General features: G+C 38.3%; 18 protein-coding genes and 1 pseudogene. 7 read left to right on the top strand and 12 right to left on the bottom strand.

All coding sequences use genetic code 11. From position 1 onward, the window contains the following. The 3 genes from ACAM37_RS10250 to ACAM37_RS10240 all read left to right on the top strand — a co-directional run bounded on the left by ACAM37_RS10250 (position 1) and on the right by ACAM37_RS10240 (position 4,001). Positions 1-684: a metallophosphoesterase family protein gene (locus tag ACAM37_RS10250; protein ID WP_219332559.1), complete on the top strand. Its 684-nt coding sequence runs from the start codon at positions 1-3 to the stop codon at positions 682-684. A 16-nt stretch (positions 685-700) separates the two neighbouring features. Next, entirely contained in the window at positions 701-1,783 is a 1,083-nt protein-coding gene (locus ACAM37_RS10245) for a helix-turn-helix transcriptional regulator (RefSeq protein ID WP_219332560.1), read from the top strand. A gap of 286 nt (positions 1,784-2,069) precedes the next feature. Further along, the gene (locus ACAM37_RS10240) at positions 2,070-4,001 is read left to right on the top strand and encodes an acyl-CoA synthetase (RefSeq protein WP_369626159.1); all 1,932 of its coding nucleotides are present in this window, start codon (positions 2,070-2,072) and stop codon (positions 3,999-4,001) included. A gap of 119 nt (positions 4,002-4,120) precedes the next feature. Here the strand turns inward: ACAM37_RS10240 and ACAM37_RS10235 are convergent, their stop codons facing one another. The 7 genes from ACAM37_RS10235 to ACAM37_RS10205 all read right to left on the bottom strand — a co-directional run bounded on the left by ACAM37_RS10235 (position 4,121) and on the right by ACAM37_RS10205 (position 13,814). Next, entirely contained in the window at positions 4,121-4,426 is a 306-nt protein-coding gene (locus ACAM37_RS10235; protein WP_050325020.1) for a helix-turn-helix transcriptional regulator, read from the bottom strand. Then, a complete protein-coding gene (locus ACAM37_RS10230) occupies positions 4,423-5,772 on the bottom strand; it encodes a type II toxin-antitoxin system HipA family toxin (RefSeq protein ID WP_219332439.1) in 1,350 nt (449 codons plus the stop codon). Before ACAM37_RS10230 ends, ACAM37_RS10235 begins: the two co-directional genes overlap by 4 nt. A 304-nt stretch (positions 5,773-6,076) precedes the next feature. Continuing rightward, complete coding sequence (locus ACAM37_RS10225) at positions 6,077-7,141, bottom strand: IS701 family transposase (RefSeq protein ID WP_472826315.1); 1,065 nt, start codon at positions 7,139-7,141, stop codon at positions 6,077-6,079. A 129-nt stretch (positions 7,142-7,270) separates the two neighbouring features. Next, the gene (locus ACAM37_RS10220) at positions 7,271-8,560 is read right to left on the bottom strand and encodes a type II toxin-antitoxin system HipA family toxin (protein WP_219332440.1); all 1,290 of its coding nucleotides are present in this window, start codon (positions 8,558-8,560) and stop codon (positions 7,271-7,273) included. Continuing rightward, a complete protein-coding gene (locus ACAM37_RS10215; protein ID WP_050326089.1) occupies positions 8,557-8,853 on the bottom strand; it encodes a helix-turn-helix domain-containing protein in 297 nt (98 codons plus the stop codon). The genes ACAM37_RS10220 and ACAM37_RS10215 overlap by 4 nt, the downstream gene beginning before the upstream one ends. Positions 8,854-8,934: 81 nt before the next feature. After that, the gene (locus ACAM37_RS10210; RefSeq protein ID WP_257619780.1) at positions 8,935-12,516 is read right to left on the bottom strand and encodes a DEAD/DEAH box helicase; all 3,582 of its coding nucleotides are present in this window, start codon (positions 12,514-12,516) and stop codon (positions 8,935-8,937) included. 347 nt (positions 12,517-12,863) lie between these two features. Then, entirely contained in the window at positions 12,864-13,814 is a 951-nt protein-coding gene (locus ACAM37_RS10205) for an ATP-binding protein (RefSeq protein WP_219332442.1), read from the bottom strand. 30 nt (positions 13,815-13,844) lie between these two features. Between ACAM37_RS10205 and ACAM37_RS10200 the strand changes: the two are divergent. Continuing rightward, positions 13,845-13,949 (top strand): annotated as a pseudogene (locus ACAM37_RS10200) (IS5/IS1182 family transposase); the annotation flags it as partial. Positions 13,950-14,021: 72 nt separating this feature from the next. Here ACAM37_RS10200 and ACAM37_RS10195 read toward each other — a convergent pair. The 3 genes from ACAM37_RS10195 to ACAM37_RS10185 all read right to left on the bottom strand — a co-directional run bounded on the left by ACAM37_RS10195 (position 14,022) and on the right by ACAM37_RS10185 (position 21,728). Continuing rightward, positions 14,022-14,933: a hypothetical protein gene (locus ACAM37_RS10195; protein WP_219332443.1), complete on the bottom strand. Its 912-nt coding sequence runs from the start codon at positions 14,931-14,933 to the stop codon at positions 14,022-14,024. A 190-nt stretch (positions 14,934-15,123) separates the two neighbouring features. Next, complete coding sequence (locus tag ACAM37_RS10190) at positions 15,124-16,155, bottom strand: ImmA/IrrE family metallo-endopeptidase (RefSeq protein ID WP_219332444.1); 1,032 nt, start codon at positions 16,153-16,155, stop codon at positions 15,124-15,126. A 95-nt stretch (positions 16,156-16,250) separates the two neighbouring features. Beyond that, positions 16,251-21,728 (bottom strand): UvrD-helicase domain-containing protein, encoded by a 5,478-nt coding sequence (locus ACAM37_RS10185; protein ID WP_369626157.1) that lies wholly within the window; start codon positions 21,726-21,728, stop codon positions 16,251-16,253. A gap of 145 nt (positions 21,729-21,873) precedes the next feature. Between ACAM37_RS10185 and ACAM37_RS10180 the strand changes: the two genes are divergently transcribed. Both ACAM37_RS10180 and ACAM37_RS10175 read left to right on the top strand, forming a co-directional pair. After that, a complete protein-coding gene (locus ACAM37_RS10180) occupies positions 21,874-23,160 on the top strand; it encodes a hypothetical protein (protein WP_369626156.1) in 1,287 nt (428 codons plus the stop codon). 337 nt (positions 23,161-23,497) lie between these two features. Further along, entirely contained in the window at positions 23,498-24,463 is a 966-nt protein-coding gene (locus tag ACAM37_RS10175) for a RepB family plasmid replication initiator protein (protein ID WP_219332342.1), read from the top strand. A gap of 15 nt (positions 24,464-24,478) precedes the next feature. Here the strand turns inward: ACAM37_RS10175 and ACAM37_RS10170 are convergent, their stop codons facing one another. Further along, positions 24,479-24,697, bottom strand: coding sequence for a helix-turn-helix domain-containing protein (locus ACAM37_RS10170; protein ID WP_219332343.1), 219 nt, complete (start codon positions 24,695-24,697; stop codon positions 24,479-24,481). Next, complete coding sequence (locus ACAM37_RS10165; RefSeq protein ID WP_369626155.1) at positions 24,687-24,935, bottom strand: helix-turn-helix domain-containing protein; 249 nt, start codon at positions 24,933-24,935, stop codon at positions 24,687-24,689. The genes ACAM37_RS10170 and ACAM37_RS10165 overlap by 11 nt, the downstream gene beginning before the upstream one ends. A gap of 114 nt (positions 24,936-25,049) precedes the next feature. Between ACAM37_RS10165 and ACAM37_RS10160 the strand changes: the two genes are divergently transcribed. Beyond that, a complete protein-coding gene (locus tag ACAM37_RS10160) occupies positions 25,050-25,268 on the top strand; it encodes a hypothetical protein (protein ID WP_369626154.1) in 219 nt (72 codons plus the stop codon). Positions 25,269-25,272: the final 4 nt, after the last annotated feature.

Genomic DNA, 25,272 nt, shown 5'->3' with positions numbered 1-25,272 from the left:
ATGCCCAAAACCTACGCCATTGGCGACATACACGGCTGCAACCAACAGCTCATTGCCTTGCTATCCGCCCTAGATATCCAATCCAATGACACGCTGATTTTCTTAGGCGATGTCATCGATAGGGGAGCAGATAGTAAAGGCGTGCTTGATACTATCATGCAATATCAGATTCTTTGTCATGTTATTTTGATAAAGGGCAACCACGAAGAAATGATGCTAGGTGCAGTATACGAGCGAGAATATCTCAAATACTGGCTAAAATTTGGCGGTATCGAAACCCTACAATCTTTTGGCGTAACCATTGATTTGCAAGGGCTACTGCAAATTCCTTATGTTTACTACAAACTGTTAAAAACGAGTCTGCCTTATTACCAAACAGATGATTTTATCTTTACCCATGCCACGCCCTTGCCACACCTACCAATGGATAAACAAACCGATGACAGTTTACGCTGGCGATTTATTCCGCACGATGGACAAGAAGATCACATCTCAGGCAAAACCATCATTTGCGGACATTCAGCACAAAAAAACGGCAAAGTTTACCATCAAAATGGCTTAATTTGTGTCGATACCTTCGCACATGGCGGTGGTTATCTGACAGCGATTGAAGTTAGTCAAATAAGGATTTATCAAGTCGATTTAAATGGCAATGTGCAACATTTTGATTTAGCCAAACTTTAGCATTTTAGGAAAAATAATGCCTAGTATCATGGAAAAAAACCGTGGCGAACGCTTAATTCTGCTATATCAAAATTTACCCAAAGGCGAAAAAAATGCCAAAACCTTAAGCGAGCTTCTAGCCATTTTTAACCCTATAGGCGAAAAAGCACAGAGCCGAGCCAAACTGCTAGAAAAAGACTTAATTTCTTTATATTTACTGTTTGGCGATAACTCAATTTGCCGTATTCCCACTTGGTCAGAAGGCTCAATCGCAGGCAAGACGCCAAAATACTACCTTCACCCCAACTTTACCTTAGACAGCTATGATAACGAAAACCTATTCTTTTGGGAAATGCTCGATAAATTTACTACCAACTATTTACCGAAAGATATTCACAACACCCTAACTACCAAAATCGCCAACGTCAAAAATCATCAAAATCTGCAATATCAAATCAGTCAGCTTGGGCAATGGAAAAACCACCTATTCACGATACCAAGTTTATTGCAAGCGCCTAAATATGACGAACATATTCTCAAAACCATCCATCAAGCGATCATCGATGGTAGAAGAGTAAAAATAAATTATCTAGCAAAATGGGCAAATGAGCCTGTTACACGGTGGGTTTATCCAAGGGGATTAATATTTATTGATAATATGATTTACCTAACTGCTTTTTACAAAGTAGAGGAAAATATATCAACCCCTGAAAAAGTGTATTTAGATGCCAACCGAAATTACGCCATCATACGCATCCAATCCGTACAGATTTTAGAAGAACCGATACCAAGTTGGGTAAAAGATTTAAGTTTGGAAGAATTAAGTCGAAAGGGCATGCTTGAAACCCATCTAACGCAGCGAGGAAAGCCAATTAAATTAAAGCTTAAAATTAATCATATGGCTGCCCAACATCTGACCGAGCGACCGCTATCAAACGATCAGACTTTAGAAAAAATGGATGAAAAAAACTTGTTACTTACAGCGACCGTGATGAATACCGTAAGGCTAGAGGATTGGCTGATCAGTATGTCGCATATGTCAGAAGTTATTGAGCCTGTTAAGCTTAGAGAAATTATTATTGATAGATTGACGGATGGATTAAATCAATATGATAAATAAAACTCTGAATAGATAGGCATCGATTAAATTTAATCTAGTGCTATATTGATATTGATTAGGAACTAAATTAGAACCAAATTACCGTTAGTCTTTCAAAATTAACATGCTGTTTTATGTCATTCAAGAATAGCAATTATAACTACCCAGTTTATCTGTAAAATCGACTAGTCATAGAAAATGTATACGAAAAACTATCAGAATATTTAACTAACTTACCTTATTATTTTGACAGACACTTTCACCCCAGTGTAACACTTGATTTAACCATAAAAAGGACTTTGACCCCATGAACCAGCAAATAAAAAATCAGCACGACCTTAAACAGTATGAACAAAATTTTCCTTTAAACCTGCCTAGCAGCACCTATCAGATGCTATGTGATAGCGAGGCTCAGTTTGGCGATAAAAAAGCCCTTACTTTTGTGTTAAATGCTACGCAGTATCAAAACAGCACAAGCTATAGCTATCGGGATTTATTGGCTTATATACGTCAAACCGCCAATATGCTTTATTCGTTGGGCGCGGATAAAGATACGGTCATTGCGATTTTATTGCCAAATTTACCCGAAACCCATTTTTGTATCTGGGGCGGTGAGGCAACGGGTATTATTTTTCCGATTAACCCATTGCTTGAACCTTCTGTGATTGCCGGCTTATTAAATGAAGTCAAAGCCACGCTACTCATCACGCTTGCGCCATTACCCAATCAAGATAATAAGCCGCAGCTTTGGGACAAGGCGGTAGCGGTTGCAAAGCTTACCCCAAGTTTGCAGCATATGATTGGGGTGACGATGGCTCATCATTTCGCCCATCAACTTAATATAACCCTGCCAGATGCAAGTAAAGAATTTGTACAGCAATTACCAGAGAGGGTAACCTATCATGACTTTTACACTGGGATTGCAAGCCAGCCCAAAGATAGATTAATTAACCCCCGTACCATTGTGCCTGAGGATCTGTCTTCATTCTTTGGAACCGGTGGTACAACTGGCATGCCCAAAATCGCCATGCGTAATCATAAAAATGAAGTCGCCAATGTCTTACAGGCACGGGCATTGTTTGGTGATGACATGCTAAATCAGGGCAATGTCGTGCTGTGCGGACTACCCCTATTTCACGTCAATGCCGTCATGGTTACAGGATTATTACCGTTATCGATGGGGGGTGAAATTTTGCTAGTTTCGCCAGAGGGCTATCGCGGCGATGGGATTATGGCAAGCTTTTGGGCGATTATTGCGCATTATCGCGTGAATTTTTTCAGTGGTGTACCCACGCTTTTTGCTGGATTATTAAATCTACCAGTTGGCGACCATGATATTGCTAGTTTAAAGCACTGTTTGTGTGGCGCAGCCCCGATGCCGATAGAAGTATTTAAGCAATTTGAAAAACAAACAGGGGTACAAATCATTGAAGCGTACGGTATGACGGAAGGTAATTGTGGTAGTTCAGCCAACCCAAGATTTGGGGAGAAGAAAATTGGTTCAATAGGGCTACGTTTCCCGTATCAGCCTATGCAAGTGATGATGCTTGATGATAATGGCAAGTTTGTGCGAGTCGCTAACACAGGCGAGGTGGGCAATATTTGTATTCGCGGCGATAATGTGTTTGTCGGCTATTATTTGGCGCAGCAAAATCAAGGAATTTGGGTAACTGACTCTGACAATCAAACTTGGTTTAATTCCGGCGATTTGGGCTATCAAGATGCAGACGGCTACTTTTTCTTGACGGGTAGAAAAAAAGAGTTAATTATCCGAGGGGGACACAATATTGACCCAAAAATGATCGAAGAGGTGGTTTATCAATATGACGGAGTAGCCGGCTGTGCTGCCATTGGTAAGCCTGATAGCTATACAGGCGAGTTACCTGTTTTATTCGTTGCCCCTAAGCCGGGTGTCAGCTTAGATATTGACAAACTGATGCAATTTTGCCAACAAAACATCGGTGAAAAAGCGGCAATTCCTAAAACCATCTACTTGATTGATGCATTACCCTTAACCGCCGTGGGTAAAGTATTTAAACCTGCACTAAAACGTCAAACAACCTTGATGGCTGTCAATGAGTTACTGCAACAACACCATATCAATGCTACCGTCAGCAGCAAAGATGATTCTACTTATGGGTTTATTGTGCTAGTCAAGCTAGATGGCGATGCGTCACATCAACCACAAGCCAAAAACGTGCTGGATCAATTGGCGATTCATTGGCAGTGGGATGAATAGGTTTTTAACTGATCAAAGCAATAACCTGATATGGTACAAGATGAGCAGTAATAGCTATAGGCTTACTTTACCGCATAGGATAAAAAGGACAGATATTCAGTCCTTTTTATAAAAAGTGTTCAACGATATCCCAATTTAAGCACTAAGTCAAATGGCCGGAAAATCTGATTAATCGTATTGACGCTGTAATTGCCATTGTCATTTTCCACGTCAGAAATCGTTTTACGAGAGACCTTGACTAATGTTGCAAACGCATCTTGCTTGACCCCTAGTACATCAATACGGAGTTTCTTTAGCAGTTCACCTTGTGTCAATTGACCTTGCATAAATTGCTGAATCACTTGGTCACGAGCCTGCGTTCGACTTAATCCTTGTAAGTCGGGTGGGGCATCAGAGGCTCGCTGACGATTTAGTAAGTTACTCATAGCAATCTCCAGTCTTGTAAGCGTTTTGGCAAATAATCAAATGCAATTGCTGGATGCGATAAGATTTTTTCACTGACGCCTCGTTGTTGCAATCGATTCGTTAGATCGACCAATTTCTCGGCAGTTTGCTTAAGTTCTTTGAGTAAAATTGAAGGCTCTATCAAATCGGACAAACTCTTACAGATAGCGATAAAGTCGTAACGACCACCCAATTCTAGGGTTTGACCGTTATCATTCTGCCAAATTATACTGCGAGCGATGCCTTCGGGGTCAGCTTTCATGGGGGCAAAATCATAAATAGGGCTTAGCCAAATAGTGGTCTCATCTCGCAAAAATGCCGTATTCCGCCCATGATTGTCACTATTGCCAAAGGCGATATTAAGTAAATCTCGCTTGACCCATTCTATAACAAATGCCGTTTTATCAAACTTAAAGCCCTCTGTGGTCATATTTGACCTATCAATGATATTGATTAACGCTCTTATCGTTTGCCCATGATAAAGCCGAGTAGCAGGATGTTGCTTAAGCATAGCATACACCGATTCCATCGCTAGTCGTTGGGTTTTGCGTTGCTCGTTTTGCCTCACATCAAAACGTGGTAACCATAAAGACGGATAACGCTCACCCTCGATGAGTCGCATTTGCGTTGTTTCAATAGTATCAAAGCCTAGACTGGCTAATTCTTGATAATAGTGATATTCCGCTCGTAAGATATCACAGTCAATTTCACTGCGAGACCCTCTTGGAAATTTCACCAAATAATAGCTATCTTGAGTATGGGCAGAATTTTTGGCTAACTGTTGATGGTCAATCCATACTTTGTCATTTGATGTGAGTCGCAATACCAATTTAGGGGCTTCACCGCCTGCCCCTGTCGCACCGCCTGCAATGGCGCCCATTTGATTGGCATAATCCAAAAAGTCGGCATGACGATTCACCACTTCTTTAATGTCAAAGAGACGATTTTCACCGATTGGTAAATTTTCGACGGCTTGTTTTATGCGAAGATGCCCAATAGGTGCGATAGTAGCAGCTTCAAGTAAACGAAAATTCTTCTCTGCCTCTGATAAATGCGTTAGTCCAAGATAATTTAACCAATATCTGCGCCCTGCACCTGCAGGAATAATATCGTCTAACATAGGAAGCCAACCATTATCAATACGATAGCCAAACAGTTCGACAGGGTAATTAATCGAAAAAGCGTGCCAATTATCAGCAAGATAATGCTGAAAGCTATAATCACCTAAATAAGCAATTTCAATTAGATTAAATTCATTAAAGACTAACTCAGCGATGTCCTGCCATTGCTGATCTAAAAAAGCCTGTAAGGTTAACGTATTGTTCATAATTTAATTAATGAGTGATATATTGCTTATTATATGGATATCCGCTTATTTATGAAAGATATATGTTACGTAATGTACAAAATTATGTGTCGGTCATAATCATATCTTGCTAAATAACCTAAAACACAGTCATACAAGCAAATCGTTAGCACACGAACTTCTATAATTCATTATTTCTAATTTCTGACGTGATAAACCAGTTTCGGCTGATAAGTCGATACCATCGACACTCAATCATGATATGTCGAAAAATCGCATAAAAATCGACATATTCGAACAATATGTTTAAATTTAATCACTGAAGTTACGCACCGCTAATAGCCTTAAGCTGGGCAAAAGCCGACTGATTAGCGGAGACGAGTAACTTTAAACGCAAAGCGAAATGATTTAACTTGGTTTTGATTTTCAAACACTCAAGCTTAAACACCGCATACGTGGCTAAAAACATATGATTAAACCGAGCCCTTTGGCTATGAGCAGGCGACTTACCCAAATTGGCATTTTGCTTTAACGACTTATGATACACTTCAACCTGCCATCGTTTTTGATAGCCGTTGATAAATTTATCCTTGTCGCATTGCAAATCTGAGCATACCAGATATAACACCCCTGTAGAATCGTCCTTGTTTGTAAAGACTCGGCGTAATAACAAGACTTCATCATGATAGTCATTTAAAAAGCCGTGAACAGGGGTATTATCGGGTAGATTAGATTCATCAATACGTACAAAGTTACCTTTTTCTCTATCATCCGGGGTTAAAGCCACCAAGCGATTTGACTTTAACGCAAAGATGAAATGCTTGTTAGCTTTACGAATATGTTTGAATGTCGCTTTGGCTGAAAACCAAGAATCGGCTAATACATAGTCGAATTTGACTTGGTTTTTGATTGCCCTATCAAACATATCAAGCAGTCGCTGATTTTTGGTTTTATCACTTTTACGTTTAACGTTGCCTTTGTCATCGGTAAAGACATTGGATTTGGTAATGATGTCAAAGCTTAAGGGTATGTCGATATCTTTGCGATGATACAGACAGTTAAGCAGGTTAATGCCTTTAACATTTTTGTTTTGAGTGTGGTCGTAGTGCCAGCAGTTGATGTCGTCGACGCTTGTGTGCGGTTTGGGCTGTATGGTATCATCAAAGATGAGATAGCCGATGGCATTGGGTGTGGCATTTTCATGCTGTCTTAGCATGGGTTTAATCAGTTGCCATTGTTCTTTGGCGGCGAGTGTTTCACTGTTTAGAAAGCGGGTGATGCTGTCATGGTAGATGCTCCCTTGTAGTAGATTGGCAAGTCCTGTGGCGGTGGTTTGCCCAAAACTTGCAATGAGGTAGTCGCTGTAGAGTTCTATCATGTCTTTGTTCATTTGTTTACTCTCGCTGACTGCTTTTTTTGTTATGATAACGCTTTTTTAAAGGGCTGCGTAACTTCAGTTAATCAGAAAATCGACATAACGTCATAAAATGCCTTCATTGTGACAAATTACCAAGATTTTTTAAATTCGAAAGTCAGTTTGTAGCTGTCGCCAGTGTTCAAGCAGTAACTGCTTTTGGCTATCTAACATTGGTAATTCATGAAGCTTGTCTCGCCACAATGATCTTGCAATATCTATCACTTCCAAAAGCTCTGGTTTCACCACTCGCCAAGGGATATCCGCTTTTCTCGCCCAATACTCAAAATCAGCTAAATTAATCTGATACCAATTTTTAGACTTTCCAAGATTTAACGCCAAGCTAGTCTCATTGGGAATATAGGCTTTGGTAAATACAATGTCATAAGCAGGTGACAGCAGTAAGTGATAGCGGTCAGGATATATCACACTCCAATTTTTGAGATGTGCATCGCCATTACCCAGTAAGATATTTACGAGTAGTCGTCTAGCCAACTGTTTAATATCTGCAAGTCCGTCTTCGCTATATTGATACAGAATTTTAGCGATTTGAGTATAGCTACCGCCTTCGTATTTATCATGGGCGTATTTGCCAAGGATTTGAGCAAAATCTTCACTATGAGTGCGGTTTACGTGAGAACTGCTGGCATCTTTTTGACGGTCAAAACGTTCAATCGCATAGGCATAAGACTCATTGGGTAAATTAATCTTTGGCAAGTTTTCTAATTGTTCTAATCGTACCAGTTGAATATTTGGGATATCAACGCCTGCTATCTGCGCCAGTATCATCATGCTGTATTCATTTTCAGCAACACTTGAATGAATGATTGAGGGCGTTTTGATAATCCAGTCACCCAAATCAGAGGTATTCTGGGTATTCGGCAAAGTAAATCGTCCCCCTTGGTGTGACATGGAAAATTTCATCTGTACCCCAGCTAATGAAAAATTCGCATTAAGAGGTAACTGGTCTGGTGGTACTATTAACCGTGGAGAAGCGCTTATATGATTAGCGTCAAAAATATAGCCAGGAACATCATCAATCTCAAGGCTCTCAACCACCAATGCGCCAGGCAAGTCATGTCCTAAGTAGGCCAGTAGATCAAATTCATTGTCTGAATGAATCTTCAGTCCTTGAGTTAGTAAGCTGCGCAAAGCCCCTTCAGGCAATAAATTGGATAATATAGGATTGAGCTTTTGCCGATGTACCCATTGCTGTGTCAATCTTTTATCAGCGTAGGGGAAATCGGGACGAGTTGTTAAGCTCATGGTAGGACGGTTTTCATCCATGACAAATGCTTGTGCAAAGGTCAGCACATTCTTGCAATTGTCATAGCCTGCCAAGTAACCAATGAGATGACCATGCAAAGAAAGCTTTAGGACACGGACTTTCATCAAGCATCATCCCCTAATAAACCTTGCCAAGGGTTATCAATCAAGCTTTGGATCTCTGGTTGATTGTCCTTATCCTCATTCAAAATTGCCAGTATTTGGCGTTTTTTTTCATTTGGAATAAGCATCAATTCACTATTAAGTCCCTTTGCAATCAGCTCAAGCGTATCTAGTCTTGGGTTACCTTTCGACTCGATCTGCTGATATTGTTGGCGTGATAGACCGATTCTGGCATGCATATCTTTTTGCTTGAAGCCCAACTCAATTCGGCGTCGTTTAATATCATCTAATAATTTCATCTAAAATTACCAAAATTAAAGAAACATATTAATTTCTTTTTATTTGCAAAGCAATTTATATATTGTTTGATAATATTGGTATTACACAAATTTCTCAAATAGGCTTAATAGTTCATCTTCGCTCAGTTTGATGTCGCCCTCATGGTCGGTGCTTAGAATAGACTGTGCAAGTTCGGCTTTATGTTTTTGCATATTTAAGATTTTCTCTTCAATGCTTTGATTGGTAATCAGCTTATAGACAAACACAGGCTTGTCTTGTCCAATTCGCCATGCCCTATCAGACGCTTGATCTTCTGCGGCAGGATTCCACCATGGGTCATAATGAATAACTGTATCGGCAGCGGTGAGATTTAATCCTACGCCGCCTGCTTTTAGACTAATTAAAAACACAGGCACTTGCCCAGACTGGAACGCCTCGATAGCTTCGATACGTTTTTTGGTTTGTCCTGTCAATTTGCTAAAGGCGATTTTTTGCTCATTGAGCCGTTGTTCAATCAAGGCGAGCATACTGGTAAACTGCGAGAAAATAAGAATTTTACGACCTTCTGCCACCATGTCACTGACGGTTTCAATCAAATACTCCAGTTTGGCAGATTGGGCAGCTTTATATTTTTGGCTTTTTTTGTCAGTGGGTAAATTGTCCAAATTTAATAAACTGGGGTGACAGCAGACTTGACGCAGTTTTAGCAAGGCTTCCAAAATCTGAATCTGACTGCGTTTAAAACCTTGTTCGGCAATGATTTTTTTGATGTTTTTCTGCATGGTCGCCCGCACCGCTTCATACAGCTTGGATTGTTCATCATTCATGTCGATATTGACTTCGATGGTGGTTTTGGGTGGCAACTCTTTGGCAACGTCGGTTTTAAGACGGCGTAAAATAAAAGGCTTGGTGCGATTGACCAGTTTTTGGCGTTTTTGTTTATCGCCTTTTTTCTCGATAGGGTGGCGGTAATGTTTATTAAACACGTCTTGGCTACCCAAAAATCCTGGCATAAGAAAGTAAAACAATGACCACAGTTCGCCCAGATGGTTTTCCATCGGTGTGCCTGTCAAGCACAGGCGATGTTTGGCGGTAAGGGAGCGTAGCACTTGGGCGGCTTTGCTGTGGGGATTTTTGATATTTTGGGCTTCATCAAGGATGATTTGATGAAATTGTTGGGCTTTTAAGGTATCTTCATCTCGCACCACAAGCGGGTAGGTGGTTAGCACGATGTCATGGGCGTTGATTTTTTCAAATTTTTCATGGCGATTTGCCCCATGTAGTAGCAAGACTGACAACTCAGGGGTGAATTTTCTGGCTTCTTTTTGCCAGTTGTGCATGAGCGAGGTCGGAGCAACGATTAACACGGGACTATTTTCAAGCCGTCCCGCTTGTTTTTCCATCAGTACATGAGCCAAAGTTTGGGCGGTTTTACCCAGTCCCATATCATCTGCCAAAATACCGCCATGCTCGGTCTGTGCCAAAAACTGCAACCAAGCCAACCCTTGTTGTTGATAAGGTCTTAATTCACCGTGAAAGCCTTGTGGCGTGGGCAAATTAGACTGATAACCTGCTTTGAGTGTTTCGCTAAAAGTTTTAAGTTTTTCTGGCATTTGCCAAGCCATACCGAGCGTATGTTCAAGGTCAAACAAAGCTTGAGCATCGTATCTATCAATTTTTCGCTCATCTTGTGATAACAGATGGGTTAAATTTTGCAAAATCGGTATAATGTCTTTCAAAGCCACCGCCAATGCAGTGCGACCATTGTCCAGGTTAATGGCGAATAGATGATTTTTATCAAATAGTTGCTCGATATCTGGGTGCATCAGATAGGGATATTGCTCAAGCAAATACGCCACGATATTTAACAAATCATATCGATGCCCATCGCTATCGCTGACCGTTGCTCCCACTTCAAACCAATGATTGCCATCATCACTGTTTTCGCCTGTCAAAGGCTCAACAAGCAATTCTAGATTTTGGGAAAGGTCAGCGTTAATTGGGCTATCGGCTAAATGCTCGACTTGCCAACCAATTTGAGCAAGTTTATCCACAGGTAAAAGTGCGTTAAGAGCTTCATCAAGTTCAATGGTAGCTTGATATTCAGTTGGCTGATGATTGCTATTTAATGTCCATTTAAATGTTTTAAATAGTTTTTTTAACGCCTTAACTGCCAACCGTTCAGTTTTTAAGTCACGATATTGACAGATTCGCTGACCATTTTTTTGGTCGAAAAACATCTTAGTGGGCTGGCGATAGCCTGCTTGGATTTCACCTGCTTGATAACCAAAACTAAGCTCTGCTTTGACGTATTGTTTGGAAAATTTGTAATTGTGCCAGTCGTATTTTTTGGTTTGCGTTATCAAAATGACATCGCTGGCATCCCCAAAACGGATAATCGGCTGTGGTGTATCATGGGCTTCTTCGATAGGTTGTGTGTTTGAAGATTTAGGTAATATTTGCGTTATTTGATGGCTGGACAAAACTTCTTCTACATCATTTGCCATTTCTTTAGGAATCACAGGCATAGTCAGCAATCGATACAATACGTCATTTGGCATATCACCGATTGTCTCCGCATTGACCAAGCCGATTTGGCGTTTTACTCGGTTTATAAAGGTCAAAGGCTGGGTAAACAGTATATCAAAATCGTCGATTTGCCCAAACCCATAGCGATGCTGGTCTTTATCAAGCAAATTAAATTGAAGTTTTTCGCCCTGTTGTTGGCTGTGTTGTAGCCACTGGATTTCTAGGGTTAAACTCTCGTCTGTCCAAGTGATAGGGTGAAACTGTTCTGTCTTCCAGTCATTATCCCATTTGGATTTATCGTACAAAATTTTATCTTTAATAAGCTGTTGTAATAACTCAAGCGGTAGTTCATTCGCTATCATAAAATGCTGAGCAAAAGCCGCTCGGTCTTGGGCTTTGACATGGTCATAAATTTGGGTAAATAAAGCTTTGGTAGTAATAGGAGTTGAATAGCTGTAGTAAAGATTGCTGTATTGCGTATAGGTTTTTGCCTCACGAATTTCGCCTGATTTGATACGTCGAACTTTGATAAGTTCTAGCTGCAGCTGACCAAATTTTTGCTCAAGCAGATAAACAAAGGGTGATGGCTCTTGGGTGGTGCTTTTCGGCGTCTTGCGAATGTCCAACGTGATTAATGATTGGCGTAGATTTTTAAGCCAAAGTTTGGCTTCGTCATGTTGTTTGCTATTATGAACATTTGGGCTGTTAAAATTAGTAATAGGCGGTGCATTTAAACGTTTGGCTAATGCATCGGTGATATCTTGATACTCTGTTGGATTATCAAACTGAGCAATCTTTTGCATTAACTCTTGCATAAATTCTTGATTCTGAATCAAAAACTTCTTCATTGGGTCATTTTTTTCGTCTTCTTGGTCTCGAAAAAGCCGTGCTAAAGCTGCTCCATGCTTACAAAAACTGCCGACAGGGCAGGTACAATCACTTTGGGTGATACGCTGGCTGGCTTTATGATAGGCAATTTGGGTATGGTATTTTTTCGTGCCTTTAATATCGGCTTGTAATTGCGTAGTTTGGGTAGTTTCAATTTGCTCAAGCGTGCTAAGGTCGATTTTGCTGACATATTCAAGGCTACGACTAATCGTTTGGCTATTAAATTTATACAATAAATTGGCAAGAGTGGTGATGGATTTTGGCATAGGACTGAATATTTTAAGATGTAAATAAATAGGCAAGCATTTTTAATTAAAGTAATAGTAGAAAGGATTCGAAATTTTATCTTTATTAGCTGTCATGCCACTAATAATACTTTTCATTGAGTAAATTAACTACAATTATCAAATTTTAGGTCGCTAGAATAAGACATATAGACGATGTGTTAGAAGGCTTTACTAATGAGTCTGCTTTTACCCATAAATCAGGTTTAAAATCAAGTCGGTGCTTAAAACAGCTTTTTTTTCAACTTCTACACATGAGGTTAAAATACAACCTAAAACAAATTACTTTAGCATTATTTTAGAACTAAAAAGAAACTAGGTTAGAACTACTATGAAACTTGAATTATTTTTCTTTTAATTACCGCTTTAAATAAATTATTTTCCCTATCATCAATAAGCTCAATTTCTGGATAAGCCTTATAAGCGCGCAGAATGCCACTACCTAATCCTCGATAAGGCAATAACTTACTGGCAAATGAAGCCAAAATTGGATTACGAATATTGGAGTTTCCCATCTTAATATTCTCAATGGTCAGATTATTTGGCAGATGACCAGGACTAATAATCTCAACTCTATCACTAAAAACTAATAAGCGAATCGGGGCAGAGACAAAATAATCACGGTGGATTAGGGCATTAGCAATTAACTCTTCAAAAACAATTTTAGGAATTTCAGGTTCGCCAATTGAATTAAAACCTTGATCATTTTGCAGATAACGGATGTTCATCATACAAAAACTTAGAGCTTGAGCAAACATCTCTGACAACTTACCTGCAATATCTCGACTATCGATGTACTGGTCATCCGTAATATCTGTCCCGTAAAAAGCCACGGCTTTAATTAGAAATACAGGGGGTTTTATTTGCGGTCTTTTAGCAAACAATAAAGCGCCTGCATAATTGAGTTGACACTCAGTAGAGATATTGCTAGCAACCATTAAATTCATATTCTCAAGCAGTTGGGTAGGGGTTAATGACTGTTCGTCTAAACTCTCACCATATTCATTTTCAAAAAACTGTGAAAAAACCGTCATATCTACATCTTTGATAGAGGTATTGGCTACAGGTAATTCATCGGCATAGATGAGAGCAGTCTGCTGAAAAATACGCTGTAATTCTTCTCTTGCAGTCACTTTACGTTTATCCGCACCACTTCTCACGTAAACATGCAAATTTTTATCCATATAAGGTTTGCTAATCCCTTCAGGAATATGAACTAACATAACCCTGCCATCAGGAAAGTTGAAATTTTGTGTCGCTCGGGCAATGGGTGGTCGCATATGTTCAGTACTAGCATTCGAAACCAATTGATTAATACGTTTCGCAGTATTGCCACAAGATATGAGAAACTAGCTCGTAATTTTGAGTCGGTGATTTACCTTGCTTGCATCATAATTCATGCTAAAGTCAATTAGGGACACAACCTAGCCAGAAAGGTATGAGCTAACATAATAAAGGGATAAATCACCTGATTTATCCCTTTTTAGCTATGCTACTTGTAGCCTATTGAAAATAAATGGTGCAACTGAACGTCTAAAATACTCAAGACTTTCAGGATTATTTGCAATAAAGTTTACTGCATCATCTTTATGAAGAAATTTATATTCAGGAAATTTAAATAGGTCATCATTAGTAACGTATCTTTTTCCGTTTTTTCTTGTTTTAACAATACTTAGATTACGTTTAATAGCATCTTCTTTATAGGCAGGAATGACAACATTGGTCAAAAAGTATTTAAAATTATAAGTGACTTTTTCAGTTAATAATTTTTCTGGAACTAAGATAATATATTGTTCAGTCAAAGTTAATGGGTCAACTATATGCGGTAAGTCAAAGTAGTCAGACTTCCAACATTTGCTCTTAGAGCAATAGTAACTCAATTGCTCATCCGTCTTTTTCATGGGAATGCTTAGTTTTTTACATTGGTCTTGAGTAAATTCAATAAATCCTTTTCTACCAATACTCAAAACTATATCAGATACTCTATCTTTAGCCACCCCTTCGCATACAATCATAAAATCTTCAATATTAGAAACATTTTGAAGTGCAATCACATTTGAGGCAAACAAAGAGTCAACTATGACACTAGAAAGTGTCTTACCAGTTCCATTACCATTAATTTTATCGCAAGAATAACCTAAACCTGTGCCTTTGGTTTCACCGAAATGAGCACATAATTCATTAGCTGCTACTCTGTTACCACTTTTCACAACAACAAGTAATTCTGTTATAAAAGTAGCAACCGTTTTCTTAATCTCATTAATAAAACGATTATTCTTAAGATGAACAAAATAATAAGGGTCAATAAATAACCGAGTATCATTTGTAATATCTAGGTCAAAAAACTCAAAGCCATTTTGAGGTCGGCTCAATCCCATCTCATGCGAAAATAGTTTCATATAACTATCCTTTTTAATTTACGTTTAAAGTTTAAAAAGGTACAGCCCAAAATTACACAAAATTAATTGCATAATTTTCTAGTATTAGCTAATATAGAAACCTTGCAAAAGATTATACTTACTAGCTAATAATTGGCTTGTACGTGTATTCAAGGGATAACTACTGCAAATAGTTATCCCTTTTTAATTTCTATCCACTCAAAGTTTTCACTCCTGTGCTATAGAAATCTTTATATAACATCTGGAACATTTCTGATGTTAAATTCAATTCAAGTAATAAGTCATCATATGCTAAACTACTGAATGCTTCATAAATTCTCTTTGGTTCTTCGATTTCAATAGGAAAAGGTTCTACTCTCCTAAAACCGTGCATCGCCATTTGTTTCCAAAGATTAGTAGATTGATTAGGTGTTATCGTACCTAAAGTCTTAGCTCTAAAAATTAACGCTGCCATTGATACTTTCCATTCTTTTTTAAGAGCAGCATAATCATTTAATCGGGTAGTCTTTAATTTATCTTTCAATGCTTCGGTAGGCATCAATAACTCAGCTGCAAAATCATTAGCCTCGTCTTCCATTTCTTTAGTACAAATTGGCTCACTAGAATGCTTCAAATAATGACATAGCTCGTGGGCTAAACTAAATCTATACCTATCACCAGGTTGATTTTTATTAATAAAAATACCTTTATATCCTTCGATAGACTTTGAGGTTACACCATCAACTTGTGCCTCCTCAAAGTCACACAGAAAAATATCAATACCCATATTTTCTATATGTAAAGTTAAATCATCGATGGGTCGATTATCAACTTGCCATTCAGTTCGTATAGTTTTAGCTAATTCCGATGAAGAAAGAGATTCATAGTAACTAAAATCAATCGATTTATTAGGAAAATAATTTTTTATAAAATTTTGATGACTAGTCTTTATTATTATTTCAGATAAAATCTTATTTACCTTACTTATAGGTACACTAGCTTGCTTCCTATAGCCATGAAAACTTAGAGCTGAAACATTAGCATTTTTTGATTCATAAAACTTAGTAGTAAATCCTAAATGACTCACTAGCTTACTCATTGTCTCATCAGATGGAATAAGCTGCCCTTTCTCAATTTTCGATAGAGAAGATTGAGCAATATCTACTAGACTCGCCAAATCTTTTTGACTAAGTCCATGATATTGTCTAGCAAGTGTAAGATTTTCGTAATTAAAGTCTATCATGATAAATATATTATCATGTAATTCATAGTTGTCAATAATATATCGTGATTTTTAACCAAAAAATATTCCTAAATATATCTTGTTAAAAAATTATATTAAATATGATATCTAAAAATTACAAACGGTACTATCAGATAATGGGAAGTTTCTATACCATGATACTGATGCTTTTCATACCAACTCATATCTCGTTGATAGAAGCGAGTGGTAGTAAAACCTACTAGTTCAATATTCATATTGCCTAACTTAGTGGTTAAATTGCTTGAAAACTGGCAAATAAGCTGATTACCTGGTGAATAGAAACCCGATGTCATTTTATGCTTATTCCAGTCTTTGATAATAAATCGACTAAATACATCATTTGATTTGCCCCAGCCATCTTTAACAAAAACCTGAGTGACAAAATCTCGCCCTTCTTCAATTACCAAGGCTTTTGGTGTCAATACAATTTCTTCCAGTTGTAAGAATCGGTGAAAACATAAATGGTCTGGTTTACTCACCTTTGGTATTTCAAGTTTATTACCTTGTTTAGCTAACAAATCAGCTAATATTTGATGATTATTTTGTTGATGTTGCAAAACAGTGAGTGATTGCTTAGCTCGTGTCAGAGCCACATATAAAGGTCTAACCGTATCTTGACTATTTTCGTGATTTTGCTTGTAGCTACCTATTTGGTCAATGACATAAATATGGTCAAATTCCATGCCCTTAGCACTATGGTAACTGAGCAAGTAAACCGCTTTTTCACTATCATATTGGGTTATTTCAAGCCGTTGTAATACTTGTTCATAGGTAACATCAGCTAAGTCTTCGACATTACCTAAGATAGCTTGCCACGCCTTATCTAAAGCGGTTAAATGTTGTTGTTGTCGCCAATTTTCTAAAAACGTGGTCACTTGTCCATCAATTATCGTCAGGCGTTCATTATCCAAAAACTGGTACAAAGCCTGTCCGATAAAGCTATTTAATGGAATTAACTGCTCGCTTTCATTATAGCGTTGGCTGTTAATGCCTAAAATTTCTAGATAATGCTGTATTGCATCAAAGTCTCGCCATTGTGGGGCTAAAATGGCGATGCTAGGTTTATGCTCTAAACTTTCGAATTCAGCCAGTTTGGCTTGAATATCTTGAGCAACCCAACTCGCCATATCAATACCTTTTGGCTGATGAAATGTGCCATAGCGAATCGGCGAATCTGGGTGAATATGAGTAGGCTTGATGCTATTATCAGCATCTTTTAACCGTTCTTCATTGGGTAGTGACTGGCTGATAAAGTTATTGGCAAGATTGACGATATTATCGGCACTGCGATAATTATTGAGCAGATAATATTTCTGTGAAACGTCAATATGATAGTTTTGTTCAAACTGCTGAATAAACTTGATACTTGCCCCACGAAAAGCATATAAATTCTGGTCATCATCACCCACAACCATTAGATAACCACGTTGTTCATAGTTGCCTGACGATTGATTGTCAGTGGTATCTTCTTCGGTTTCCGCTTCTTGCAAGTCAGCTAATAACCCAATCAACTCGTATTGATACTCATCAATATCTTGGAATTCATCGACCATGATGTACTGAAAATACTGGGGGGATTCTTTAAGCTGGGCAATCGCTTGCTCAATCAGCCATTGGTAGCGGGTATTGTTCCGGCGTTTATCGTCATTTTTTTCTTCATTTAGATGAGCAATCCGAGAACAAATTTCAACCAATTGTTCATTGGTGGCATCTTTTTCTGACAGTCCTGTGATTTGTCTAGCCAAAGCATGGAAAGTCAAAATCGTCACGCCATTAGCATTATTTCCTACTAGAGCTTTTAGGCGGTCTCGTAATTCACACACTGCTAAACGGTTATAAGCCAAAATCAGAATTTTCTCAGGCTTAATCTCTTCAATCATCAACAAATGGGCAACCCGATGTACAACCACTGTGGTTTTTCCTGAACCAGGTCCTGCCAAAATCATCGATGCACGGCTTTTATCTTCAATGATTTGTTTTTGTATATCACTTAAATGGTTGGGTAAAATCAGTTTTTTATAATCTTTGAGGTAAGGGCGAGTGACATCGGTTTCTTTGGGGATATATTGCTCAATCACGTCGGTTAATGGCTTTCTAAAGTAGTCTTCCATCAGTGAGCGTTTAGTGTCTATGTCGCTACCCAGCCAATGATTTAACACATGAATCCGCATACAACGGTCTTCATAATGTTGTTGTAAGTAGCGATAAGCGACGGCGTTATATGGCTTTTTGGTTTTATTCGCACCAATAAAGAAAATCGCATTGGCATCATCGTCAAGCCGTGATAGCTCAATAATGCCCAGTTTTTGAAGTTGTTCAAGTTGGTGCAAAATAATTATTGGTGAAAGGTTAAACTGCTCGGCAATATCGTCCAACGAGAAATTTTCGCCGACTTCTTTCCCCTTCCCATCAAGTTTGGCAAAAATATACTCATCCAGCAATGGGGCAAGCTGATTCAGTTGCTGTTCAGCAAGAGTTAGCCAATTGTGCCAGTTATCACTAAGTTGCTCAATCCCTAGTTGCTCTTTGGTTTCGGCGGTCGAGCTGACAGTAAAATACTGGCGTGAATGATGGCGTGTAGCAATGATATTTAGCGCTCGCAACATTGGGAAAATTTCTTTAGCCGTGCGGAACTGATACTGATGAGACACAAGCCAATTATCTAGGGCTCTGCTATCAAAACGCTCAAACCCATCCACACTATCCATCTCTTGATAATGTGTTTGAAAAAAATTGCTAGCAATAAAAGCTTTTAAGGCATCAAGCATACGCTTTTTTTTATTAAACTCACTTTTTAGATGTCTGACCGTATAGTTTAAGCGAATATTGACCACGATTTCCCATTGAGCAAATCCCAGTTTGACCAATTGACGAAGTAGGTTAAGTAACTGCTTGACCGAATAGCCTAACGCTACCGCAAGCTCGGGTAGATGATAACGAGTGGGCTGTTTTTCAGTGATTTTATAAATACTGGTTTGGGTCGGTAGGTTATCGTTAATTTGCTGTAATTGATTGTACAGTTTAAGCAGTTTACCATTATGCTCCTCTGTGGGACTTTGCAATAGTTTAATCGTAATGAAAGCAGGTTGTTGTTCTTTTTCAATCAACAAGCCATAGCGCTCTAAAGCCAATAGAGCTACACGAATTTGGGTATTAAGCTGCTCCGCATCATCGTCAATGCCCAAAATCGGCAACAGTAAATTGCCTGCAAACCATTGGTCACTAGGCTGTCTGCTCAGAATTGGTCTGATTTGTTCCCAACAGTTTTTTAAGGTGTCGGTATTGGGGATACGAGAATTACGTTCTTGTTGGAATTGATTTTCGATGTCGCTATTGTCCCACAGCATAAAAGCGTGGGCGTGTTCATGGGATTTTCTTGCCCCACGCCCGATTTCTTGCACATAGGATTCAAGATTGTTTGGCACACCACTATGGATGACGGTATGAATCCCTGCTTTATCAATACCCATACCAAAAGCATTGGTACAAACAACCACGTCCAATTCATTATTTTTAAACTGTTGTAAGATTTGCTTTTTCTGCGATTCATCAAGTTTGCCATGATAAGCAACTGCTTTGAGATTTTGTTCGGCAAAGTGTTTGGCGTACTCTTCGCAGGCTTTGCGGTTTCTCAGGTATACAAGGGCAATACCTTGCTCTGGATGTTCAGGATGGTTTTGTTCATAACAGGCATGACGTTCACGCAAGATTTGATAAATTCTCGTCATGCGGTTTTCTTTTGGCACTTGTTCAAAGTGTGGCGTGATATTCTCTCGCCAAATTTTTAGGCTTTCAACAGGTGTACCATACTGCACCAAAGGCTTATTATCGGTTAAAGCTATCAGTTTATTGACCAATTCTTTATCCAAATCTTCTTTGACACGGCTCGATGCAGTAGCGGTCACTAGGCTGACTTTTGGGGCAATGAAATCATAATCTCTAGCAGGCTCATCAACGGTTTTGGGCGTATCTTCTGCCAGCAAATCAAATTGACTGTCATGTTTACTAGGCTTTTTCGCTATTGCTTCAATGCTTGACTTTACTTTTTGAGCGATATCTGGGCTATAACAAGCGATAATATGGTCAGCAATGCGCAAAAAGTCAGGGCGAAAATCGGTGCCCCATTGGCTTAAGGTATGAGCTTCATCCAGTACCCAAAATGCAGGCGGGCGATTTTTAAGCAATTGACGAATACTATGAGTTCGCAAGCGTTCTGGGCTTAAATACAGGATGTCAATATCGCCTTGCCATACCCCTGTGATAATGCTTTTTTGCGTTTCGGGGGTTTGTCCTGATGTTAGGTAAGCGATACGACTTTCATAGTTGGGCAGTTGGGTATGTAGATTAATGACTTGATCTTCGATTAAGGCTTTAAGCGGTGAAATAACAACCGTAAGTTGGCGTTGATACTTACTAAAAATCAATGCAGGTAATTGGAAAGTTAAACTCTTTCCGCCTCCTGTTGGTAAAATTCCCAGTGGGATATCTTGATTGGCAAGGGTAGCTTTGACAATTTGCATTTGACCATCACGCAATTTATCAAAGCCAAAAAACGCTTTGCATTGGCTGTTAATCCAATCTTCATTAGGCTCATGAATTTGCCAAAAAATTGATTCGGCCTGCTGAAAGCTGACTTTATACAAAGGGTGTTTGCTAATCCATACAGGACGGCGAGCTTGCGGTTTGGCAAAATAGCGAAGCCAGTTAACAAAACACGCTAAACCCAGATATTGCCAAGGATTGGTGTTCTCTTTCGGTGTGATTTTTTGCTGTTTGAGTGTATCATAAGCTTGCTTTAGCAAGGCAATAAGCTCATATTGATTGCCTTCGGGCATTTCGCTCGTGATTTTATCCCAGTCAAAGATACAGTCATTATCGACATAAAAATACGATTTACTGGATAATTGCTCAAGATTGGGCAATAGTTGATGGTATAAAAACTGGCTATCCAAGGATAAATTATCCCATGCTGTTAGACACAGCTGAAATATTATCCGACTTTCGATACAGTCGAGCACAGGATTGTTATAAGCGGTATTGGCTTTATAGAGTTTGGCTAACGCATGGGTCGGCTGATGTGGAATCAACAGGCAACTAAGGATAAGCGTATCCCATGTTTTGGCTTGCCAATCAGCCAACGTGTCATCAGCAATATTCAACTGCTCAATACCGCTAAAAAAGTCTACTAATCTTGGCAAATCAAACTCAATTAAATTATGCCCGCCTAAATAGTGAGCCGTCTGAAAAATCTCAAAAAGCTGGCTTGCATTGTTATTAAACAACGTTTTATCAAATTGCCAATATAAACCATTAGCGATAACTGCTCCGTCAAGCAGTTTTTGAGTATCTGGGTCAATTTCTAAGTCAAGCCACATGATAGTATCTGGCTTTAACTTAACTTGGTCTAAAATCGCTTGGATGTCGTCTACTGCGGTTAGGCTTTCAAAATAGTCGCTCAGATTGGATTGTAGGTATTCACCTAGCCCTGCAATGGGATTAGGTTCTTTAGGGGGTTGTGAAATAGGTTCGATAAATTCTAAATCAGTCGTCATGGGCTTCATTTATTTGAAGTATTGAATATTAAACTTATATCTGCTATTTATAGCATAGCAGATATAATGCTAGATATTTTAATAATTATTGGTTGTAATGAATTGTTATTGATAACTTTTTAATTATTGGTCATAAGGAAATATCATGAAGTTTGTGTTGCATGAAGCACATGGCCCATTATCTGATATGGAAGAGATGAGAGCGTTATATGAAAATCTGGTTTATTCTGACTTTCTACTCTATCAGTATCGAGAAGGCAACTTTACGCTTGATACACTTATAGACATGATAGCTCTACCAAATATAGCAATCACGGAAGAAGCGATTGACCAATTTAGTAAAAATAGTATTCAGGTAAACAATCTATTTAAAAATTGGTTTTTACAACTTGGCTTTTTTGAAGATGAAAAACTTTATCAACGAATTAATAGTCTCGATAAAATCATATTAAGTGCTAAGTATGGTAAGCCTTTTGCTTATCGCTATGAAAGCCTTGTACCAATTGAAAATTTGGTGCTTAATAGTAAAAGAAATTTTTGGCAACATTTTTACGGCATTGTCGGGTCATATCATCATAAAGAAAGCTTGGAGCGAAGAGATCATACTAAGAGAAAATTGGTTGAAGAAAAACGAGCTGAAGCCAAAGAAATTGAGCCAATTCACTCATATAACAAATTTATTGAGTTTCTCTGTCCTGAATTGAATGGACGGATTTTATTTTGGGGAGAATATAATAAGGCTCTTCACAACGCTGAACCCGAAGAACTAGCTACTTTTTTTAATTGGATAAATTTCTATCGAGAATTCATAAGCAATTCTCCAAAAATAGACTTTGAAAATATTGCTCAACATGAAAAATTGGTTTTAGCTTTATTAAAAGAATACGCTCAATCCTACTTTTCACTTTTATCATCCAAGCATTGGAAAGTTATTCTTGAATTCTTAAGAAAATATTCATCAAATGAAAGAAAGATTATCGAAATTGCAGGAGTATTTCAGAATGAGACTAAAAATAATGAAGCAGTCAGAGATTTTGAACGACTGGCTATGTTTTTCGATGCCGATAAATATATGCTTTATACCACATATAATGGTCACTTATCTTATGATTTGAGCGTTGTGCACAGAAGAACATATGAGAAATGGGAATTGGAGAATGATAACTATTTAGATTATTTCGCAAAAGTCATAGCTTTGGCTGAAGAATCTCGTAATACCCATAAGGTTATAAATATTAAGACTTTAGAAAATACTTTCTCTGAAAGGTTACGCCATAATTTTTATCCTGTAAGCAAAAGCCTGGTCGATGAATGGATTGAAAAAAGATTGAATTACGAGCGTTACCTAAATGCAGAATATATAATCAAGGAAATTTCTCAATTTATCTTTGACAATGAGAGTTTCCTAAAAACTCATTCAGATAACATATAATCACTATTAATGTTATTAAATATTATAAGAGTTATCAGCAGGCTTTGTGCATTGAGAATACTTGCTTTAGAGCCTAGTAAATGTACAACTTGTTGAAGTTAGATGTACAAATTATTGAAAATAGATGTACGGATTATTGAATTAAGATGTACAGATTATTGGTATAGATGTACAAATTATTGAATTGAAAACTTGGTTAACTTTTGTAACCGATGTCACTTAAGGTCACTTACGATTTCATGCTTTTTTTGTCCATTCTTATAATTAAGCGAAATGCTTAATAACGAGTGGTATGATGGCAGAGGCAAATTTTTACTGTAAAAGTAGTGATACAATCATGATTACCAAATCCAATACCTTAGTCGAAGCTGGCTATGACTTGACGATGGCAGAACATGATTTAATGACGCTTGCTATCAACAAAATCCATAAACTACAATCGGGTGGTAAGCAAGTGATGATTACTGCCAAGGAGTTCGCTGCCGCTAATCAAGTCAGTGACATTTACGCTTATAAAACGCTTAAAGATACCGCAAAAACACTGGGTGAAAAAAAACTAAAATTCACGCTTTATCGTGACCTTTCAATCATATCTGACAAAGAAGAAGATAAATTATCAGTGCTTAAACCGCCTCATAATAACTTTACAACACTTCGTGCGGAGTACAATTGGCTACAGGGTATCTCCTACCAAGACCAACAGGGATATCTGTTACTGCATTTTTCTGACCCATTGGCGTTTTTGATTGAACATACGGGTAAAGCATACACCAAATATGACTATGTCAAAACCGTAGCTTTCACAGGAGCAAGTAGTAAAAGAATATATGAGTTAATCACCAAATGGCAAAAACTGGGTAGTACCCCTGAGATGTCCATCTTTGAGTGGAAAGATTTATTTGGCGTGGCTGACAAGTACCCGAAGGTCGCTGAATTCAGACGGCGAGTACTAGACCCTGCTATTGAGCAAATTAACAAGCAAGGTGATTTTAAACTTGAGATCGCCCCAATCAAGGCAGGTCGCAACATCACTCACTTTCGTATCGATATTAGCGTTAAAAAGAAAACCGATACAGCGGAAATTAGCGAGTCGAGTGTCAAAATGCTTCATCTTCTAACAGCTTCACAAGCCAGTACCTTTGCAGTCAAGCTTGCCAATGATACAAATTTTGGCAGTAAATTTGCTCGATCTGGCGAAGCGATGACGGCATTTATTAGTCGAGTTTCTCATGAGTTACAACGTGACCATGACAAGGTGACGTTATACATGCCGTACTTGTCAAAGCTTGGATTTAAATGCTAACCCATGTTTTAAACTTTACTTTGAAGCCTGTTCATCAGGCATGTATTCAAAAATTTCCCCCATTGTCACGCCCAAAAAATCACACAATTTATCTATCGTATCAAAATCAATTTGTGTTGATTCGTCTTTATAAATCTTATGCAACGTGGTTTTGCTAATGCCCGTTTGCCTTACCACATCTGCTACACGCAATTTTCTTTCAGCCAATAATAACGGCAAGCGATTATTTATCATCATGCACCTCTGGCTCTTTTAGAGCATCTTCTGCGTCATTCGGAATATGGTCAAACAGTTCATCAACAGTCACTTCTAAAAACGCACATAGCTTATCAATCGTCTCAAATTCTATTCGCGTTGATTGTTCATTATAAATTTTATGCAAGGTCGTTTTGCTAATGCCTGTTTCTCGGACAGCATCTGCGACTTTAAGCCTTCTTTCAGCTAATAAAAGTGGTAATTTACATTTAATCATAAAAAAGTACCATAAGAGTTGTAAAAAGTACTTGCTCAATTATAAAATTGTGGTAAAGTATATCTCAGATAGAAAAAGTCCTATCTCAATTATACTTTTTACAAGGAGTCTATTATGACAACACAAACGTATCTTACCACAGAAGAGCTTGCTGAGCGTATCAAATACAATCCCCGCACGATTCGTACTCGCTTAAAAGACAGTGTACTTATCGAAAATATTCACTACATCCGCCCCTTTGGTGGTCGCAAAATTCTATATGTTTGGGAGCGGATTGAAGAAGATATGTGCAAACCTGCCATGAGCCTAATCAACGGCATGGCACTACAATAAGGAG

Origin of the sequence: Moraxella sp. K23 (assembly GCF_041154765.1) — a bacterium.
GTDB lineage: Bacteria > Pseudomonadota > Gammaproteobacteria > Pseudomonadales > Moraxellaceae > Faucicola > Faucicola tetraodonis.
Note: the sequence above shows the minus strand (reverse complement) of the source record. Positions and strands in the feature narration are given on the sequence as shown.

Excerpts from the sequence above, each read along its gene's own strand:
- ACAM37_RS10240 (WP_369626159.1), top strand. The coding sequence starts at position 2,070 with ATGAACCAGCAAATAAAAAATCAGCACGACCTTAAACAGTATGAACAA.
- ACAM37_RS10190 (WP_219332444.1), bottom strand. The coding sequence starts at position 16,155 with ATGATAGACTTTAATTACGAAAATCTTACACTTGCTAGACAATATCAT.
- ACAM37_RS10245 (WP_219332560.1), top strand. The coding sequence starts at position 701 with ATGCCTAGTATCATGGAAAAAAACCGTGGCGAACGCTTAATTCTGCTA.
- ACAM37_RS10185 (WP_369626157.1), bottom strand. The coding sequence starts at position 21,728 with ATGACGACTGATTTAGAATTTATCGAACCTATTTCACAACCCCCTAAA.
- ACAM37_RS10235 (WP_050325020.1), bottom strand. The coding sequence starts at position 4,426 with ATGAGTAACTTACTAAATCGTCAGCGAGCCTCTGATGCCCCACCCGAC.
- ACAM37_RS10160 (WP_369626154.1), top strand. The coding sequence starts at position 25,050 with ATGACAACACAAACGTATCTTACCACAGAAGAGCTTGCTGAGCGTATC.
- ACAM37_RS10210 (WP_257619780.1), bottom strand. The coding sequence starts at position 12,516 with ATGCCAAAATCCATCACCACTCTTGCCAATTTATTGTATAAATTTAAT.
- ACAM37_RS10205 (WP_219332442.1), bottom strand. The coding sequence starts at position 13,814 with ATGCGACCACCCATTGCCCGAGCGACACAAAATTTCAACTTTCCTGAT.
- ACAM37_RS10170 (WP_219332343.1), bottom strand. The coding sequence starts at position 24,697 with ATGATAAATAATCGCTTGCCGTTATTATTGGCTGAAAGAAAATTGCGT.
- ACAM37_RS10180 (WP_369626156.1), top strand. The coding sequence starts at position 21,874 with ATGAAGTTTGTGTTGCATGAAGCACATGGCCCATTATCTGATATGGAA.
- ACAM37_RS10230 (WP_219332439.1), bottom strand. The coding sequence starts at position 5,772 with ATGAACAATACGTTAACCTTACAGGCTTTTTTAGATCAGCAATGGCAG.
- ACAM37_RS10175 (WP_219332342.1), top strand. The coding sequence starts at position 23,498 with ATGATTACCAAATCCAATACCTTAGTCGAAGCTGGCTATGACTTGACG.
- ACAM37_RS10165 (WP_369626155.1), bottom strand. The coding sequence starts at position 24,935 with ATGATTAAATGTAAATTACCACTTTTATTAGCTGAAAGAAGGCTTAAA.
- ACAM37_RS10215 (WP_050326089.1), bottom strand. The coding sequence starts at position 8,853 with ATGAAATTATTAGATGATATTAAACGACGCCGAATTGAGTTGGGCTTC.
- ACAM37_RS10195 (WP_219332443.1), bottom strand. The coding sequence starts at position 14,933 with ATGAAACTATTTTCGCATGAGATGGGATTGAGCCGACCTCAAAATGGC.
- ACAM37_RS10250 (WP_219332559.1), top strand. The coding sequence starts at position 1 with ATGCCCAAAACCTACGCCATTGGCGACATACACGGCTGCAACCAACAG.
- ACAM37_RS10225 (WP_472826315.1), bottom strand. The coding sequence starts at position 7,141 with ATGAACAAAGACATGATAGAACTCTACAGCGACTACCTCATTGCAAGT.